Source organism: Sorangium sp. So ce204, assembly GCF_051526795.1.
Classification (GTDB): domain Bacteria; phylum Myxococcota_A; class Polyangia; order Polyangiales; family Polyangiaceae; genus Sorangium; species Sorangium cellulosum_B.
Genome location: NZ_CP150317.1, coordinates 4,378,245 through 4,395,290 on the forward strand (window position 1 = coordinate 4,378,245; position 17,046 = coordinate 4,395,290).

Annotated in this window: 12 protein-coding genes; 4 read left to right on the plus strand and 8 right to left on the minus strand. The window is 73.8% G+C overall.

The annotated features are described in order from the left end of the window. Positions 1–269: 269 nt before the first annotated feature. Together WMF22_RS16335 and WMF22_RS16340 are read left to right on the plus strand one after the other, a co-directional pair. The gene (locus WMF22_RS16335; RefSeq protein ID WP_438036306.1) at positions 270–1,613 is read left to right on the plus strand and encodes a zinc-ribbon domain-containing protein; all 1,344 of its coding nucleotides are present in this window, start codon (positions 270–272) and stop codon (positions 1,611–1,613) included. A 209-nt stretch (positions 1,614–1,822) separates the two neighbouring features. Continuing rightward, positions 1,823–4,924: a hypothetical protein gene (locus tag WMF22_RS16340; RefSeq protein ID WP_438036307.1), complete on the plus strand. Its 3,102-nt coding sequence runs from the start codon at positions 1,823–1,825 to the stop codon at positions 4,922–4,924. A gap of 4 nt (positions 4,925–4,928) precedes the next feature. On the opposite strand, the gene WMF22_RS16345 is transcribed toward WMF22_RS16340, so the two are convergent. Next, the gene (locus WMF22_RS16345) at positions 4,929–6,503 is read right to left on the minus strand and encodes a hypothetical protein (RefSeq protein ID WP_437299997.1); all 1,575 of its coding nucleotides are present in this window, start codon (positions 6,501–6,503) and stop codon (positions 4,929–4,931) included. 127 nt (positions 6,504–6,630) lie between these two features. Then, positions 6,631–7,314: a hypothetical protein gene (locus WMF22_RS16350; RefSeq protein WP_437299998.1), complete on the minus strand. Its 684-nt coding sequence runs from the start codon at positions 7,312–7,314 to the stop codon at positions 6,631–6,633. A 690-nt stretch (positions 7,315–8,004) separates the two neighbouring features. On the opposite strand from WMF22_RS16350, the gene grxD reads away from it, so the two are divergent. Further along, the gene (gene grxD, locus WMF22_RS16355) at positions 8,005–8,319 is read left to right on the plus strand and encodes a Grx4 family monothiol glutaredoxin (protein WP_437536647.1); all 315 of its coding nucleotides are present in this window, start codon (positions 8,005–8,007) and stop codon (positions 8,317–8,319) included. On the opposite strand, the gene WMF22_RS16360 is transcribed toward grxD, so the two are convergent. After that, positions 8,316–9,077: a uracil-DNA glycosylase gene (locus WMF22_RS16360; protein ID WP_438036308.1), complete on the minus strand. Its 762-nt coding sequence runs from the start codon at positions 9,075–9,077 to the stop codon at positions 8,316–8,318. The genes grxD and WMF22_RS16360 overlap by 4 nt on opposite strands. Further along, positions 9,074–10,324 (minus strand): esterase/lipase family protein, encoded by a 1,251-nt coding sequence (locus WMF22_RS16365; protein ID WP_437300000.1) that lies wholly within the window; start codon positions 10,322–10,324, stop codon positions 9,074–9,076. Before WMF22_RS16365 ends, WMF22_RS16360 begins: the two co-directional genes overlap by 4 nt. 81 nt (positions 10,325–10,405) lie before the next feature. Between WMF22_RS16365 and WMF22_RS16370 the strand changes: the two genes are divergently transcribed. After that, entirely contained in the window at positions 10,406–11,668 is a 1,263-nt protein-coding gene (locus WMF22_RS16370) for a hypothetical protein (RefSeq protein WP_438036309.1), read from the plus strand. A gap of 4 nt (positions 11,669–11,672) precedes the next feature. On the opposite strand, the gene WMF22_RS16375 is transcribed toward WMF22_RS16370, so the two are convergent. From WMF22_RS16375 to WMF22_RS16390, 4 genes are all read right to left on the minus strand, one after another. After that, positions 11,673–12,275 (minus strand): adenine phosphoribosyltransferase, encoded by a 603-nt coding sequence (locus WMF22_RS16375; RefSeq protein ID WP_437300002.1) that lies wholly within the window; start codon positions 12,273–12,275, stop codon positions 11,673–11,675. A gap of 41 nt (positions 12,276–12,316) precedes the next feature. Continuing rightward, positions 12,317–13,093 (minus strand): 5'/3'-nucleotidase SurE, encoded by a 777-nt coding sequence (surE, locus tag WMF22_RS16380; RefSeq protein ID WP_438036310.1) that lies wholly within the window; start codon positions 13,091–13,093, stop codon positions 12,317–12,319. Between the two features lie 24 nt (positions 13,094–13,117). Beyond that, a complete protein-coding gene (locus WMF22_RS16385; protein ID WP_437300004.1) occupies positions 13,118–14,731 on the minus strand; it encodes an aldehyde dehydrogenase family protein in 1,614 nt (537 codons plus the stop codon). 101 nt (positions 14,732–14,832) lie between these two features. After that, positions 14,833–17,046: a hypothetical protein gene (locus WMF22_RS16390; protein ID WP_437300005.1), complete on the minus strand. Its 2,214-nt coding sequence runs from the start codon at positions 17,044–17,046 to the stop codon at positions 14,833–14,835.

The following is a 17,046-nucleotide window of genomic DNA, read 5'->3' on the forward strand; positions in this document are numbered from 1 at the left end:
GCGCGGATGGGCGCCCGAGCCGCGCCGCGAGGCGGCTGGTCGCACTCCGGAGCCCGACCTGCGCGCTGCTGCGCCGCACCCCGACAACGGTCCCGTCGGAGGTCCGTCCCTTTGTGCTTTACGAAGGGACGACGACCTCGGCTATCGTAAAGCGGAGCTGCGAGATCAGACGCGCGACTGGCACGTCAGAGAGCGAGCCACCGGCGCGGCATCAAGGTAAACTCTACGCGACGCCTCGCCGGCACTACACCCCAGCGGGCCAGCCCCCAATGAAGATCACCTGCCAGTCCTGTCAGTCGAAATACACCGTCTCGGACGAGAAGGTCCAAGGCCGAACCGTCAAGATCAAGTGCCGCAAATGCGGCGCGACGATCCTCGTGAACAGCTCGGGCGTGACGACCAACGGCGGGGTCGCCGATCCGGTCTCCGGCACGAGCGTTCCGAATGACGGGACGACGTACCTGGTCAACGTGGCGGACGGCGATCAGCGCTCGATGGCGCTGGCCGAGATCGTCACGAGCTACCAGTCGGGGGTGATCAACGCCGAGACGTACGTCTGGGCGGACGGCATGGCCGACTGGCAGCCGCTCGGCCAGATCGACACGATCGTCGCGGCCCTGCATGCAGGCAGCGCTCCTGCCTCGGTGGCCGCGCAGGAGGCGGCGCCGGTGCAGTCGACGTCCGTGCCCAGCGGGGGAGCGGCCCTCGGGCAGACCTCGCCGGGCGTGGAGTCGGTCGCGGCGGCCGCTCCTCGAGCAGCGGCGGTGCGTCGCGATCCGGCGCGTCCGACGCAGGATCTCTTCGGCGCGAGCCCGGGCGTCGAGGCGCACCGGCCCAGCTCCGACGACGTGGCCACGAGCGCTCCGCTCTTCAAGAGCGGCGCCGCGCCTGGCCAGCGCGACGAGAACTCGATGCTGTTCTCGCTGAGCGCCCTCACGGCGAAGGCCGCCGCTCCGGCTCCGGCGCGGGCGGCCGTCAGCGCGTCGGACGACTCCGGCCTCATCGATCTGAAGGCCCTCGCGTCGGGGGCCGGCGTCCGAGCGCCGTCGCCCGTCGCGAGCATCGTCGCCAACGATGGCGGCCTGTTCCAGCTCAGCGCGCCGATCGTGACCACGGCGCGAGCGCCGTCGGTCGCGCCGCCGAACGTCGGCGAGGCCCCTTCCAAGAACCGCGCCCCGTTGATCATCGCCGCGGGCATCGCGATCGCGGGCATCGCGATCGCAGGTGTCTTCTTCCTGATGAAGGGCGGGGGCAGCACGCCGGTTCCCACCGCGGTCGAGACCGCGCCGACCACGGCCGCCGCGCCGGCGACGCCGGCGCCCCTCGACACGGCGCCGGCGCCCGCGCCCACCGCGTCGGCGACGGCGTCGGCGACCGCGACGGCGGAGCCGGTCGCGAGCGCCGCGCCGAGCGCCGCGCCGACGGCAGCGGGGGCGCGTCCGAACACGAGGCCGTCGCCGCGACCGAACACCGGCGGCGGCACCGCAGGCAAGCAGTCGCCTGCTGCGGCCGCCCCGGCGCCGGCCGCTCCGGCCCCCGCGAAGCGCGGCGGCTGCGGGTGCGCGGTCGGCGATCTGATGTGCGCGATGCAGTGCTCCGCAAAGGGCAAGTGAACGCGCGTCGGCCGTCGTCCGATCGGTGAGCGGAGATCCTCGTCGCCGGAGCCGCGCGTGCAGCGGCTGCTCCGGCGCTGGGCGTGCGATGCGCGACCGGCGTGAGCCAGCCGCTGCAGACACGCGCGACGCGAGCCGCGGCTGAACCTTGGCGTGGGCGGTCGCAAGGACGGTGCGGCGCCTGGACCGCCGCGCTAGCATCGTCCGCCATGAGTGAGCCCGACGGGCGGCTGCGCGCGCCGGTTCCTCGGCGGATGCCGGGCGCGGCGCGGCGCTCCGCGATGGCGCTGCTCCTTTGCGCGAGCGCGGCAGGGTGCGGTGGACAGGCGGCGATGGCGCCCTCCGGAGGACAGGCGTCGAGCGATCGCAGCGCTTCCGGGCAAGCGTCGCGCCCTGCTCCGGGCGGGCGATCCTCGCAGGGGGCGCTCGTGACCATGGTCACTCCATCGCGGCTGCTCCCGGATCTCGTCGGAGAGCGCGGCGTGGTCGCCAGCGAGGCGGGGGCCAAGCGGGTGCTCATCGATCGCATGCGCGTCGTCGCGCACGACGATGGATCGCTCGAGCGCGCCGCCGACCTGTTGCCGTCAGGTCAGGTCACCTCGCTCAAGCTGCCGACGCGCCTGGGCGGCGGGTACCTGTTCCACGCCTCGAACCGCGGCGGCGCGCAGCTCTGGCGGGCCCAGGCGTGGCTCGCCCCGCTCGAGCCGCTCGTCCAGCTTCCGTCGGAGGCGAACGAGATCCTCGCGGGGTTCGATCGCCTCTACGCGCGGCTCTCGCACAGCCACCGGCTCCTCGCGATCGACGCGCAGACGGGCGCGGCGATGCCGCTCGGCCCGCTCCCACCGGCGAGCACGTACGGCCAGATCGCGTTCGCCGACGGATGGCGCGCCCTGGTCGAGGCCGATCTGCGCGGCCTGCTCGTCACGTTCGACGCCGGGGCCACCTGGCGTGAGGTCGAGATCGACGCGCGGCCGACCTCTGTCGCCGTCGTCGGCGGCGATCCTGCCGTCATGACCGCGAGCGGGCTCTATGCGGTCGATGCGCGCGGCGGCGTGACGTACCGCACGCTGGAGGCTTCCGACGACGTGCACGAGCCGCCGGCGCGCGCCCAGGGGCCTCTCGGGAGGCGCCCGCTCCGCGCCGCGGTCGAGGACGGGTGGCCCGACTCGAGCGCGACCGCGGTGGTGGCTCGCGGCGGCGCCCTGGCGCGCGTCTCGCTGCGCGACGGGGCGGTCATCGACGTCGCGCCCGACGCCTATCCGGAGCGAGAGGCGGCCTGCCATGCGATCCGCGCGGGGGCGTCGTTCGGGTTCGTGTGCGGCGAGCGCGAGGGGCCGACGACCCTGTACGCGTTCCAGCCGCCGCTCGGCATGCGCCGGCTGATGCGCTTCGACGAGCCCCGCTTCGTGGTCGCGAGCGGCAACGGCGCGCTGGTGATCCGCGGCTCCTGCAGCGAAGACAGCGCGGTGCGTACCGGGCGTGCGTACTGCGTCGTCGCCGCCGACGGGCGCGCCCGCGAGATCCACGTCCGCGCGCCCGCGCGAGACGTCGGCATCGAGCGCGTCGTCGCGCTGTCCGACGGCCGCATCGCCGTCCTCTCGCCGCCTCGCCTGGACGCGTCGGGGCAGCTCACGCTGCTCAAGGGGAGCGACGTCACGACCGTCCCGCTGATCCTCCCGCCCAAGCCGCGCAGCACCGCGCGCGATCTGCAGCGCGGTATGTGGATCGAAGGGTTCGAGGAGCGTGAGCCCGGCGTCATCGGCGGCTGGGTGGAGGCGGGCGGTCCGATCGTGGGCGTCCGGATCGACGCGAAGAGCGGGAAGGTGACCGCGGGGGCGCCGCGCCAGGACGGCACGGGCGCGCTGTTGTCCGGTCGGTTCGCGTTCTCCCTCGGAGAAGGCGAGCGCGCCGCCGAGTCGACGGACGGCGGCATGACCTGGCGCTCGCTCGATCTGCCGGAGCGGGACGACGACACCGCGGCGTCGAGGACGCGCGCGTGCGGCCCCGTCGGCTGCGTCTTCAGGGGCTGGATCCGGGTCGGCTGGGGCAAGACGGCGCTGCCGGACGATCTCGCCGAGGCGAAGCCGCCGCCGGTGCTCCAGACGCCGCTCCGCGCGGGGAGCCCGATCGCGATGCGCTGCGAGGCCCTCGGCGCCTCGACGCCGCCGCTTTCGGACAAGCCTCCCGCCGCGCCCTCCGCGCGCGCCGAGAGAGCGCGCCCGGCCTCGTCGGTCACGCGCTCGGCGTCGACGGAGACACCGACGTCGCCGTGGGCTCCTTTCCGCAACACGCCGCCGCCCAAGCGCGGGGCCGACGAGATCGGCCTCGATAACGGGGCTCCGTACGACATCGTGACGATGCGCGCCTACGCATGGGGCAAGCGAGGCGCGGACTGGGCGCGCGCCGGGCGCTGGCTCCTCCGCTTCGACGATCGCTTCGACCCGGATGGCGGGGTGCGTTCCAGCGGCGTGAGCGCCTCGCCTTGGTCGGATGAGGCGTCGGCCGCCGAGGCGCTCGGGGTGGTGGCTCAGGGGGCGGCGTCCTGGGGCGCGTACCTCGATCCTGGCGGACGGGCCGCGCTGACCCACGTGTGTCGGGGCGCCGGATGCAGCCTGTTCGCAGCCTCTGAAGGGCTGCCGATCCTTCCGTTGCGCGACAGCGCAGGCCGCGCCGGCCATCTCCTCCGGCCGTTTCCGAACGGCGCCGTGCGGCTCGGCGAGACGTGGTTCTTCGTGACGCCCGGCGGCTCGTACGACGTCGTGGCGCTGTGGCGCGCCGACCTCGGGATCGCGCGGCAGCTGGCGACCTACTATCGCCCTGGCCGCACGGGCTACGGCGTGGATCCTCCGCGCCTGGTCCGGCGTGCGCTGGGCGGCGGCGTCGGCCTGCTCATCTCGGCGGCTCCCGACCCTGGCGTGCGCGCCGGCTCCTGGCACGTGCTCCCGATCGACCGCGAGACCGGCGCGCTCGGCGAGGCCGTGCCGCTCGGCCGCAAGGACCTCGCGGATACGCGGATCGAGCGCTGCGCTCCGGGTCAGGACGGCTGGCTCCTCGACACGAGCCTGGAGGGCTCGCCGAGCTTCGATCTCGGCGGAAGCGCTCCCTCCGTCGACGGCGCCGAGTTCCGGCTTCGCCTGGATCCAGGCAGCGCGTGCGTCGAGGCGATGGCGGTGAGGCTGCAGGGCGCCTTCTCGAAGGCACCCGAGAAGCAGAACGCCGTCGGCGCCAGCGCGATCCCGCTCGCTGCGACCGAGCGCGCAACGGGCCGGAGGTGGCGGTTGCGCTGCGAGCCGAAGGACGCCGCAAGATGATCCGCTAGCGGGTGATGGCCTCCGGCGAAACCGCGTTCACCCGTCCCTCGACGGCGACCTCCTCGCCTTCTCCGTAGCGGATGGTCCCGAGCCAGTCGGCCGTCCATGCGATCGGCGCGGCGGAGCTGTTGAGCTCCGCGGGGCCTGAAGCGTTCACGACGATCTCGCCGATCATCCCGGCCGTCTCCGACGCCTCGGTTCCAGCGCGCCACAGGAGCGTGAGCCCGCCAGCGCACAGCATCGCCATGCAGTCGCTCGTGCAGTCGGAGTAGCCGCCGAGCAGCTCGCCGAGCGCCTCGCACTCTGCGGCGATGGCGAGCGCCGCGGGGACGGACTCCGCGTCCGCCTCCGCTGCGACCCCGAGCCCGGTCACTCCGCCGATGGTTCGGGTTGGCGACCATGTCAGCGTTCCCGCGAGCCGGAGCACGTCGCCGGGATCCGCCTTCCACGACATGAAATGTGCCGGTGGTCCGCCCGCGTTGTCAGAGGTCACGCTGCCGAGCCAGCTCGCCTCGAAGAGCGCGCGTCCCTGCATGTCTGCCACGCCGCTCAGCTGGCCGTCGAGCGTGAGCGGCGTACCCGCGAGCCCGGTACGCGCCCATCCACGACACCTGTCGCGCAGGGGGAGCGGGAGCGCGGCGAGGTGCGCCTGTGCTGCGGCGTCCCAGTCACGCTCGATCCGCTGCGCGGCAAACGCGCGCGCCTGGTCCGGCGGCGCCGCGCGCTGCATGGCGTCGAGCAGGGACGCGGCTTCCGCGCCGGCAGGCAAGAACGCGTCGAGCAGCTGCTCGGTCGCTGCTTCGAGCATCGCGGTCAGCCCCTCCGCCGTCACGAGGGTCAGCTTCGTGTCGAGGCGCGTCGCCGCCATGTCGATCGGCAGGTCCTTGATCGGGACCCAGACGTCGCGCGCTGAGCCAGCCTGCAGCTCTCGCTCGCCCACGCAACCCCACATGATCCGACCGCTGTGCAGCGCGACGGTAAGGCTTGGCCCTACAGGCGCGCCCTCGACGACCACCGGTTCGTCTGGACCGCCGTGCGCCACGAGCGCGCCCACGGGTGCTTCGGGCGCAGCGGCTGCGAGCTCCTCGCAGGTGGCCTCCGCGACGACGCTCGCCGTCCAGTCCTTCGCGACGCGCGTCCCCTCGTAGACCGGGATGACGCGGAGCGTGCCGAAGCCATCCGCGCTCACCGAAACGCCGAGCTCCGCGGACGGCCCGCCCTTCGTCGCGGCGCGGAGCCGAAACGTGCTTCCCAGGGTCGACGCGTGGAGCTGAACCGAGGCCCTGCCATTTTCGTCCGCGACGGCCGTCGTGCGGTCGACCCATGCACCTGCAGCTTCGCCGAGGAGGGTGAAGCTCACCTCGTAGGGCGCCGGCGGTTGTCCCGTGACCCAGACCGTGCGCAGCTCCCCTGGCACGAGCTGGAGCGTGCCGTCCTCCTCGAACGCCAGGACGGTGGGTCGAGCGGCGTCCCCGGGGAACTCGGGGCTGTCCGCCGACTCATCGGCCATACGAAAAGAGCAGGCCGCCAGTCCGACGATGGCGATCCAGGGAGCCGAGTACTTCCAAGGCAAGCTCACCCTTGGAGTGTACCTTGCATCTCCCCCGGCGAACAGTGGAGGGGCAAACGTACGACGGAGGTCCCGAGGCGCGAGCGGCGGCGCCGCGCCTCGATGAGGCAGACGGCGCCGGCCCGCAGGGACGCGACTACTTCACGTAGATCTGGGCGACGGCGAGGCCGCTGCCCCGGACGGTCATGATGGCCTTTGCGGGGCCGCCCACGGGGAGCGGATTCTTGAAGCAAGTGCCTTTGCCACCGAGCGTGGCGTTCGGTCCCGTGGTGTTGTCCTGGGAGAGCACCACGGGCGGCAGCATCGGCGCGGGCTGCGCGACGATCTGCAGGTTGAGCTCCTGGACGCCGAGGCCCACGCCGATCACCGAGTAACACTTGCCCGGCTGGATATTGAACGGCTGCTCGAGCGTCTGGCCGTCCTGGAACTGCCCGGCGAACGCGCCGCCCTCCGGCTGCATGCCCTGGACCTCGGAGGCCGCCATGGCGGTGAGGATCGGGGTCGCTGCGCTGACCGCGGCAGGCGCGATCGGGGTCGCCTGGCCGGTGCTCGTGCCCGTTGCGGTCGGCGCCGTCTGCGTCGGGGCGGGGGTCGTGGTGGCCGGCGGCGGGTACTGGCCCGGCTGGGTGGGCTGGCCGTACTGGCCCGGCTGGGTGGGCTGACCGTATTGTCCGGGCGGGTATTGTCCGGGGGGGTACTGGGTTGACGCCCCGTACTGGTTCTGCATCTGCGACGGGTTGTTCGGCTCCGGGTCGCTGCCGCCGCAGGCGAGGGGCGCGAGGCCGAGCAGGGCCGCTGGGATGAGGACGTGCAAGCGCATACGAGGCTCCTTCAGGGTTGTGCGGGTGAGGCCGCGACAATGGGACGCTTGCCGCACCCGCGGCGGCTCACGGCCGCTGGTCACGGTCGGTAAGACGGCCGAGGTGGGGGCGTGTTCTACAACGACTTGGCGGCGCGAGGCCAGACGCTGCGGTGCAGATGGCGCGAGGCGCGTCCAGCGAGCGGGAAGCGGCGCCGCCGCGGCCTGGGTACACAGGTCCTGGAGCACGTTGTCGACCAGCGTTCGACGTTTCCGTGTTCGCGGGCGGACGCGCGCGGTGTCGGCGGTGTCGGCGGTGTCGATTGCCCGCCGCCTCCCCGCACGGCCGCGGCCGTCGAGCCCCCGATGGATGCGCTGAGCCTGGCCGGCGCCGCCCGCCGCCCCCCGTCCCTCGCGAAGACGCACCAAGCCGTCGGCGCACCCGCCCGAGGAACCACCGGTCCATGCAGCCCTCCATGGGACCCCTGCGGCGCTCCAGCCCAGTTGACGCGGGCGGAGGGCGACACCAGAAACCCCGTTCACGACCGCGCGCGGGGCGGGGCGGTCACGTGGTCCGCTTGGCGAGCCCAGCGCGGTCCCATCGCGAGCCCCGCCGGCACGCCACGGCGCGCGGCCCGGCAGTCACGCGCCGCTTCTGTGTAGATTGAACAATGGGCGATCCCGCTCGCGGCGGGAGATCAGGAACGAGCCATGAGCGACATCCACCAGGCGATCAAGGATACCGTCGAGAGCAACCGCGTCGTCCTCTTCATGAAGGGCACCAAGACCTTCCCGCAATGCGGATTTTCGGCGCGGGCCGTCGACATCCTTAAAAAGTGCGGCGTGGACTTCAAGGACGTCAACGTGCTGTCCGATCCCTCGCTGCGCCAAGGCATCAAGGACTACTCGCAGTGGCCGACGATCCCGCAGGTCTACGTGGACGGGAAGTTCATCGGCGGCTCTGACATCCTGACGGAGATGTTCCAGTCGGGCGATCTGCAGAAGCTCCTGTCGAAGCAGGACTAACGTCCGGATCGCTCGGGGGCGCGAAGCCTCGCCGCGCTGACGGCGCGGCGCAGGACCTCGTCGAACATGTCGCCGGTGAGCCGCCCCGTCTGGGTGTTCTGCTGGCTGACGTGGTAGCTGCCGAAGAGCAGCGCCGCCCCGGCGCCGCCGCGCGGATCGGGGATCGCCGCCTCCACGCCGTGCGCGAACGGCGGGAGGCGCGGGGGAGCCTCCGCGCGATCCCCCGCGGACGCGCCGCGCGAGCGGGCGAGCGCGCCGACGGCGTCATAGCCGATCTTGCCGAGCGCGAGGTAGACGCGCGCCCGATGCAGCGCCGCGAGCTCTCGGTCGATCCACCCGCGGCACGCCGCGAGCTCGGCGATCGTGGGCTTGTTGTCCGGGGGAGCGCAGCGGCAGGGGGCGGTGATGAACACGCCCCGGAGCGAGAGCCCATCGTCGCGCGAGCTGCTCGTCGGCTGCGAGGCGAGCCCCGCTCGATGGAGCGCCGCGTAGAGGAAGTCACCCGATCGATCGCCCGTGAACATGCGGCCGGTGCGGTTCCCGCCGTGCGCCGCCGGGGCGAGCCCGACGATCACGAGCGGCGCGTCCGGATCGCCGAAGCCCGGCACAGGGCGGCCCCAGTAGGTCTGGTCCCGGTAAGCGCGCCGCTTCTCTCGCGCGATCTCCTCGCGCCACGCCACGAGCCGCGGGCAGCGCCGGCACTCGATGAGCTCCGCCGTGATCAGATCGAGAGCGCGCGCCGCGCCGCCGCGGCTCACGCGGCGGGCTCGCCGCCCGAGCTCGTCGAGGCGCCGCTCTGCCCCGCGTCCGCGCCGCGCTCCGATGCGCGCGCCTCCGCGAGCGGGCGCGGCGGGGCCGCCGCGTGCGCTGTCAGGCCGCCCTGCTCGCCGGCCACCATCCCGGTCACGATGCGGTCGAGCACCGCGTCGAAGCGCAGGCGATTGAAGCGGGCTCCGCTCGCCAGCCAGTCGATGTGCCCGCCCTTGCCCGGAAAATGGCCGACGATGTCCAGGTGGTCGGCCTTGCCGGCCCAGATGAGCTCCCCCCAGACCTGCGAGGCCAGCGGGACCACGCCGTCGTTGGCGTCCGGCGGCGGCAGCTCCCCGAGCACGCGCGCGAGCTTCTGCTCGATCGAGCCGTCATGGGAGCGACAAGGGTAGTGCTCGTTCAGGCGGGCGGTGATGTTCGACAGCGCGGTGAAGATGGCAGCCGACATCGCTCCCCACGGCGACCGGAGCGCCGATACCCAGTCCCGGACGGCGTTGCGCGGCGCGTACGTCGCGACGCTCTGGTACCGCAAGCCCGCGCGGTCCTCGAGGCCGGCGTGGAGCAGATCCATCGCCTCGGGCATGAGCTGGACGATGGCGCCCTGGTCGTCGCGCAAGAGCTTCAGCCAGGCGCGCAGCTCGCGGCTCGAGGCGTCGTCGAGCACGCGGATGAAGCTCTCGACCGCGCGATCGATGAGCTCGATCTCGAAGAAGCCGAGCTGCGCCCGGCCGAACGCGGCGACCAGCGCCGACGCGGCCGCGAGCGGCGGCGCGCCGAGCTTGAGGCCGGCCACCGTCAGCGCGGTGACGGCGTAGAGCAGGCGCTGGCCGCTCACCGTGGCGAAGAAGGCGGCGAGCGGGGTGCCGAAATGCGGCGTGTTGATGGTGGTGACGGACCGCAGCCGGCTCGTCCAGCCGAGCCGGCGGTGAGCGTTCCCGGGGAGCCGCGCCGTCGGCGAAGCGACGAGGCGAGCGTCCAGGCCTCCGGTCGAGTGGCCCACGATGTGGATTGGGCCGCCGTCGTCCCCGGCGCTCTCGTCCACGAGGCGGGCGAGCTTCGCCGCCCGGCGGAGGATGGAGGCCGTCGGGTGGACCTCGCAGACGTGGATCTCGACGATGCGGCCGCGATCGCGGAACCGCTCCTCGATCGCGCGGATGAAGTGCTCGAAATACTCGAGGGAGGCGAGGGTCGCGAAGCCGAACATGCCCGGCGACAGGTAGACGCGCGTCTTCTGCACGCGCGGGAATGTGCCATGTCCGCCGGCCCTCCGCGGCATTTCCATCGCCGCCCGCGCCTGCGACCGTGACAGCCGGGCGGCGTGAAGAAGCGGCGGCATGCCGGCGGCAAATCCGGCTACCCTGCGATCGTGGACGACCCCAGCGCGCGGGAGATCGAGGCGGCCGTACAGGAGGCCCTGGGCCTGTTTGGAACATCGGGCTCGGTGAGCGTGCAGGGACGCCAGATCGCGCTGCGTGGGCGCGGCGCGCCCGTGGCCATCGATCTGGAGCAGCTGGTCGAGCAGTGGCCGCTCCTGCCACAAGAGCTGCGCACGCGTAAGGCGTCCGACATCGCGCGGCGGCTCGCTCAGGCGCACCGATCGGTGAGCTCGCTCGCGCCGCCAGCGCCGGCCGCCCGGGTCCGGCCGGCGCGGCACCTCGTGATCCCCGTCGGCGTGCTCGCGCTGGTGGTCGTCGGCGCGCTCTTCGCGTCGCGCATGCTCCGATCGCGAGAGGCCCCGGCCGCCTCGCCCACGGAGCCGGAGACGACCGCCGGCGAGGACGCGGCGCGGAACGCGCGCACCTGCGAGGCCGCGCGCAAGCGGATCTACGCCGGGGCTTCCATGGGGCCCTTCGAGCTCGCGGGCTGGGTCGCCGAGCTCTGGCTGGCGACGCCGCGCGGCGCCGCTGCAGCGGAGGTCGCCGCCGGCGCCGGGGAACCAGCAGCCCTGACCGCCGAGTCCGTGGGGCTCGGCGCGCTCATCGCGCAGGGCAAGCTGACGGCGGGCGCCGACGCCGAGCTCGCCGCGATCACCGACGGGGTCGTGGAGATCGTCCCCGGGTTCGATGCGGAGGAGGCGAGGCGCTCTCCGTCGTGGCGCGCCATCACCGCGCGCTTCTCCGGCGGATACGCGCGGGCATACTTCGATCCCGCGCACCGGGCGCGCTTCGTCGCGCTCGGCGATCGCATGGCCGACGCGGCCGCCGCGGCGCTGGGCGCCCTGTACGCGCGCTGCGCGCACCTGCCCTACCACGACGCCGGCGCCTGGTTCCGCGGCTCGGATCCGGCCACGGCGGCGACGGCGCTCGTCTATGCGTCCGGACTCTTCGCCGAGATGTCGGCGGTCGATCGCGGGGCGCTCGCCGCGCTGCCAGGGGTGGGGCCGATCGACGCCTTGCGCGGCGCAGGCGCCTCGCTCGACGCGGCGAGCCTGGGGAAGCTGGTGGGGGCGCACGGCGGGGGCATCACCAAGGGCGGGGCAGGCGCGGTCGTCATCACGTTCCCCGTCGGCGGGCCGACCCGGGCGACGACCGCGAGCCGCACCGTCGCGCGCAAGCTGCAGGTCGGCGTGGGCCAGGAGTGAACGCTCACTCGCCCGCGGCGAAGTGCACGATCGAGAAGACCGGCGCCGCGTCGCCGGCGCGCTCCGCGAGGAGCGCACGACCGCCGAGGAAATCGAGCTCGACGACGAAGGCGAAGCCGGCGACCTCGCCGCCCTGCTTGCGCGCGAGCTCGGCCGCGGCCGCGGCCGTGCCGCCGGTCGCGAGCAGGTCGTCCACGATCAGGACCCTGGCCCCCGGCCTGATCGAGCCCTTGTGCATCTCGAGCTCTGCCGTGCCGTATTCGAGCGCGTACGCCACGCGATCGGTCGCGGCCGGGAGCTTGCCTGGCTTGCGCACGGGCACGAAGCTGGCGTTGAGCCGGGCCGACAGCGCGCCGCCGAAGATGAAGCCCCGGGACTCGACGCCGACCACGACGTCGACGTGCTCGCCGACGAAGCGCTGGGCCAGGAGATCCAGCGTGATGTGGAGCGCGCGCGGATCCGCGAGGAGCGGCGTGATGTCCTTGAAGAGGATCCCGGGCTTCGGAAAATCCGGGACGTTCCGGAGGTGCGCCTTGAGATAGCGGAGCGCGTGCTCGGAGGGCAGGGCGTCGTGATTGAACATGACGCCGAGCGTAGGCGAGCGCATTCGAGCCGGAAAGCGCTCCACGCGCCGCGACGCGAGCTACGTCAGGTGACGTGGCCGCCGTTGAGCTCCGCGGCGAGGAGGGCTGCGATGCCCTCGTGCTGCGCGGCGAAGAGGTCGAGGGTCAGCGGCGTGACGCTGACGGCCCCTGCGTCGTAGGCCTCGGTGTCCGAGCCGGGGACGAGGTCGTGGCGTACGCCCGCGCCGCCGATCCAGAGGTACTCGTGCCCGCGCGGATCCCGGCGGAAGATCACCTCTTCGGTGTACAGGCGCGCGCCCATGCGCGTGGCCCGCACGGGCCAGCTGCTGCCCGCAGGGATGTTGACATTGAGCAGCGGCGCTGGCCGGCGTCCCTCCTGCCCGGCGGCGCGGTGGAGGGCGAGGGCGAGCTCGACGCCGAGCGCCGCTGCGGCCGGGAGCGACGCGCCTGCATCGGCGGAGAGCGCGATCGAGGGGACGCCGCGGAGCGCTCCTTCGCGCGCGGCGGCCACGGTGCCCGAGTAGAAGATGTCGGCGCCCAGGTTGAGCCCGTGGTTCATGCCCGACACGACCAGATCGGGGCGCCGCGGCAGCACGCGCGTGCCGGCGTGGAGGGCGACGTAGATGCAGTCGGCGGGCGTCCCGTCGACCGCGAACACGCCGGGCGCAGCCTCCAGCAGCCGGAGGACGCGGTGCAGGCTCAGGGAGTGGCTCGTCGCGCTCTGGTTGACCGCGGGGGCGCACACCACCACGTCGGCGTGCCGGGCGAGCTCGTCCCGCACCGCGGTCAGACCCGGCGCCGAGTAGCCGTCATCGTTGGAGAGGAGGATCAGAGGGCGCATGCGTTCGTTCGATGGGTCTCTGGATCAGCGACCGAGCAGGCGCCTCGCGAGCGCGGCGACGAGCTCGACGAGGGCGCTGACGCGGCCGAACCATCCGGCTCCACCGCGCGCCCGCGCCATCGCGAAGGCGACCGTCCGGAGCGCGGGCGTATAAGGGTACCACCACAGCTCGCTCTTCGCCCTGCTGCGGTCCTCGAGCAAGAAGCGCGGCCGCGTGAGCTCCGCGAGCGCGTGTGGGCTGCTCGTGACGCCGTAGCCGCTGTCTCCCGCCCCCGTCCACGGCGCGGCCGGGAGCGCGCCTGTGAAGCCGTGGTTGTTGATCGTCACAACGCCGGAGCGCAGCCGTCGCGCGAGCGCGTGGGCCCGCTCGTAGCCGCGGGTCCAGAGGCTGGTCGTGAGCGCGAAGCGGGACGCGTTGGTGCGCGCGATCGCCTCCTCGGCGTCCTTCACCACGAGGATGGGAAGAACGGGGCCGAAGGTCTCCTCCCGGAGCAGCGGCGTGTCCTCGCGCTCCACCTTGAGGACCGTCGGTGGGAAGGCGAGCGAGCCCTCTTCCGGCGCGCCGCCGGCGAGGATCTCCGCCCCGCCCTCGACGGCCGCCTCGAGCTGATGCCGCACGATCGCCGCCTGCCGCGCCGTCGTCATCACGCCGACGTCGATGCCGGCCCGGAGCTGCCCCGTGAGCGCGATGACGCGCGCGATGAAGCGGTCCGCGATCGCCTGCTCGACGTAGACGCGCTCGATGGAGGCGCAGTTCTGTCCGGCGTTCGTGAAGGCGCCCCAGAGGACGCCGCGCGCGGCGCGCTCCAGATCGCAGTCGCCGAGGACGATGGCGCTGTCCTTCCCGCCGAGCTCCAGGGACGTCGGGATGAGGCGCTCGGCGCACGCGACGGCGATCTTCTTGCCGGTGGCGACGCTGCCGGTGAAGACGACGAGATCGACGCCGGCCCCGACGAGCGCGGCGCCGACGTCGCTGCCGCCCTGCGCGACGGCAAGGACGCCGTCCGGGAGCAGCCCGTCGAACAGCGACGTGACGAGCGCGCCGGAGCGCGGCGTGACCTCGCTCGGCTTGAAGACGACGGCGTTGCCCGCGAGCAGCGCCGGCACGATCGTGCGCAGCGGGATCGCGACAGGGTAGTTCCAGGGCGTGATGAGCGCGACGACGCCGCGCGGATCCCTCTGGATGCGCCCGACCTTGCCGGGGTAGGCGAGCGGGTCGAGCGCGACGGGGGGGTCGTCGAGCAGCTCCTCGATGGACCGGGTCCAGTAGTCGATGAGATCCGCGTTCGGGAGCACCTCAGCGAGCGCGGCCTCCTCGAGCGGCTTGCCGCACTCGCGGTGCACGAGCGTCGCGATCTCCTCGGCCCGCGCGAGCAGGCGCTTCTTGACGCGCGCGATGAGCTCGGCGCGCTCCCTGATCGGGACCTCCGCCCAGGCGATCTGCGCCGCCCGCGCGCTGGCGACGATCGTCGCGAGGGCGCTGAGCTCTGTCGCTGCCACGCCGTCGAGGGGCGCTCCCCCTGCCGGGCTGCGCAGAGGGAAGGGACCGGAGCTCGCTACCCTGACGGACGCCGACGAGGCCGCGTCGCCAGCTGCGGCGCCGGCCTCGTGGGGAAGGGGAGTCGTCTCGGAATCCATCGGGCGCGGAGCCTAGCACCGCGCTCCTGCCCCTCTGCATGGGGCAGGAGCGCGACCCCTAGGGAGCAGGCCCCGACCGGACCGGCCGGGGGCGCGGGTTTCTACGGAGCGGGATCCGGCGCAGGCGCGGTCTCTTCAGCGGGCGCGGGCGCAGCGCCCTCACCGTCCGGGGTGGCGGTGCCGGCGGGGCTGCCTTTCCGCTTCGTGGCGCGGTCGGGCGCCGGGCTCGCCGCGGAGGGCGTGATCGACACGACCGTCTGCTTGCGGCAACCGACGATGACCGCCTGGCCGGCGGAGAGCCACGAGGGATCCGACGTCTTCTCCGTCGTCAGCTTGCCGAGCCGCACGTAACGCGTCCCGCAAGGCACGTCGAGCGTCTCTCCGGTGCTTCCGGCGAGCGAGCCGTTCACATACACCGACGCGCGCTCTGGCGAATTGACCGTCAGGTGGCCCCGGCTCGGCGGCAGATCCTCGGCCTTGCCTGCGGCCGGCGCAGCGCTCGCCTCGGGCGCAGCGCTCGCCTCGGGCGCGGCGCTCGCCTCGGGCGCGGCGCTCGCTGCCGGCGTCGCGGTCTCGGCCGCGGACGGCGCAGCGGGCGCCGTCTCGGTGGGCGCGGCGGTCGGCGTCGGCGCGGTGGCCGGCGGCTGCGCGGTCGCGCCCTGGGTCGCTCCCGGAGGCGTGTCGACGTTGGGGAGGGGCGCGGGCTCGGGGTCAGACACGCTGAGCCGGTACGCGACCGCCGCGCCGCCCACGAGGAGCGCCACCGCGGCGATCACGATGCCCACGCGGGAGCGCGGGCGCGGCGGCGGTCGCACGGTGATGCCGGCGTCCGCGGCGGGCCGCGCCGTGACGTGGTCGGAAGGCTTCACGTCCTTGTCGGCCGGGAGGGGCGGGTCCTTGGTGATGACCTTCGGGAGAAGATCGCGATCGGCCGCCTTCGGCCTGGACCTGCGATCCGCTTCGTCGCCCGCGTCTCTCGACAGCGTTCCGGGCGACGCATCGCCGGCCTCTTCCGCGACCGAGCGCGCGATGGCCTGGGCTTCGGACCGCGCGGAACGGACGGCCGTCTCCTCGTCCTCGAGGCCCTCGGGGCGAGAACGAATGACGGTGGGCTCGTCCTCGAGCATGCCGCGGATCACGGTCGGCTCGTCGTCGACCATCTCGCGGCTGAACTCTCGCTCGGTGGCAGGCTCCCCCATCGCGCGCCGCGTGGCGGCGGCGATCGGATCCGGCGCCTTGGGGGTGACCGGCTCACCAGAAGAGGACGGCCCACGGGCGGTGACCGCCTCGAGCGTGGCGGCGTCGTCCGCGGCGGCCGACGCGGTCGTGGCGTGTACCTCCGCGCGGTCGGGCCGAGATCGGCGCTCCGCGCGCGCCTCGGCATCCGGCGCCGCCCTGCGCTCGGCCGGGAGCTTCAGCGCTGCAGCGGGCTTCTGGCCGGGTTCCGGCTCGTCGGGGAGGAGCCCTGCGAACGAGAGCTCGCTGTCGCTCTCCGCAACCTTCGGCCGCGCAGCGACGTCCTCGTGAGGGAAGAACGGTTTCGTCTCTGCGCGCGGGCTGGAGCCCCGGGCCGGGGGCACCGCCGGGCCTGCAGTGGGCGCGTCCTTGCCCAGGGCAGCTGACCTGGCCGCAGGCGCCGTGACCTTGGCCGCGGTCCTGGCTGCCTCTCTCGGCTTCAGCTCGGCCGCCTCCGCGGGCGGCCGGAAGGTCTCCTGAGCACCGGCCGGGGGGCCGGCGTCAGCCCGCGGGAGATCGATCGAGGCGGCGGGCCTCGCGACCGGCTTCCCGGGTGAGCTGGGAGGCGGCGCAGGGTTGCGCGCCGGCGTCGCCGCTGCCGGCTTGGCGGCCGCGGCCTTGACCCCGCTCGCCGCGGGCGTGGCGGCTGCAGCCGTCTTCACCGGCGGCTGTTGCGGCGTCTTCGCCGGAGATTGCTGTGGCGCCTTCGCGGCCGCTGCCGGCTGCTTCGCGGCGCTGGCCGCCGCGGTCTGCGACGCCTGCGCGGCCGCCGGGCTGAAGGCGTCGATGCCACCGACGTCGTCCAGGACGGGCTCGATGGCGCGCGGCGCAGACGGTCCGCTCGCGGCGACCGCGCTGGCCGCCGCTGCCGGCCGTGCTTCGTTCGCCGGCGAGCTGAACCTGGGGTCGGGCGAGGCCGCGCCCGCCGTGTCGTTGGCGATGGCGCCGGGCGCCTCGCCGCGATGCGGGACGAGCTCGGCGGAGGCCGCGAGCTGCGCCCGGGTGCGAGGCGCAGCGGCGTTCCGCTGCACCCGGTGGAGGAGCGCTTCGAGGGTGGCGACTTTTTCGGCGACGTTCAC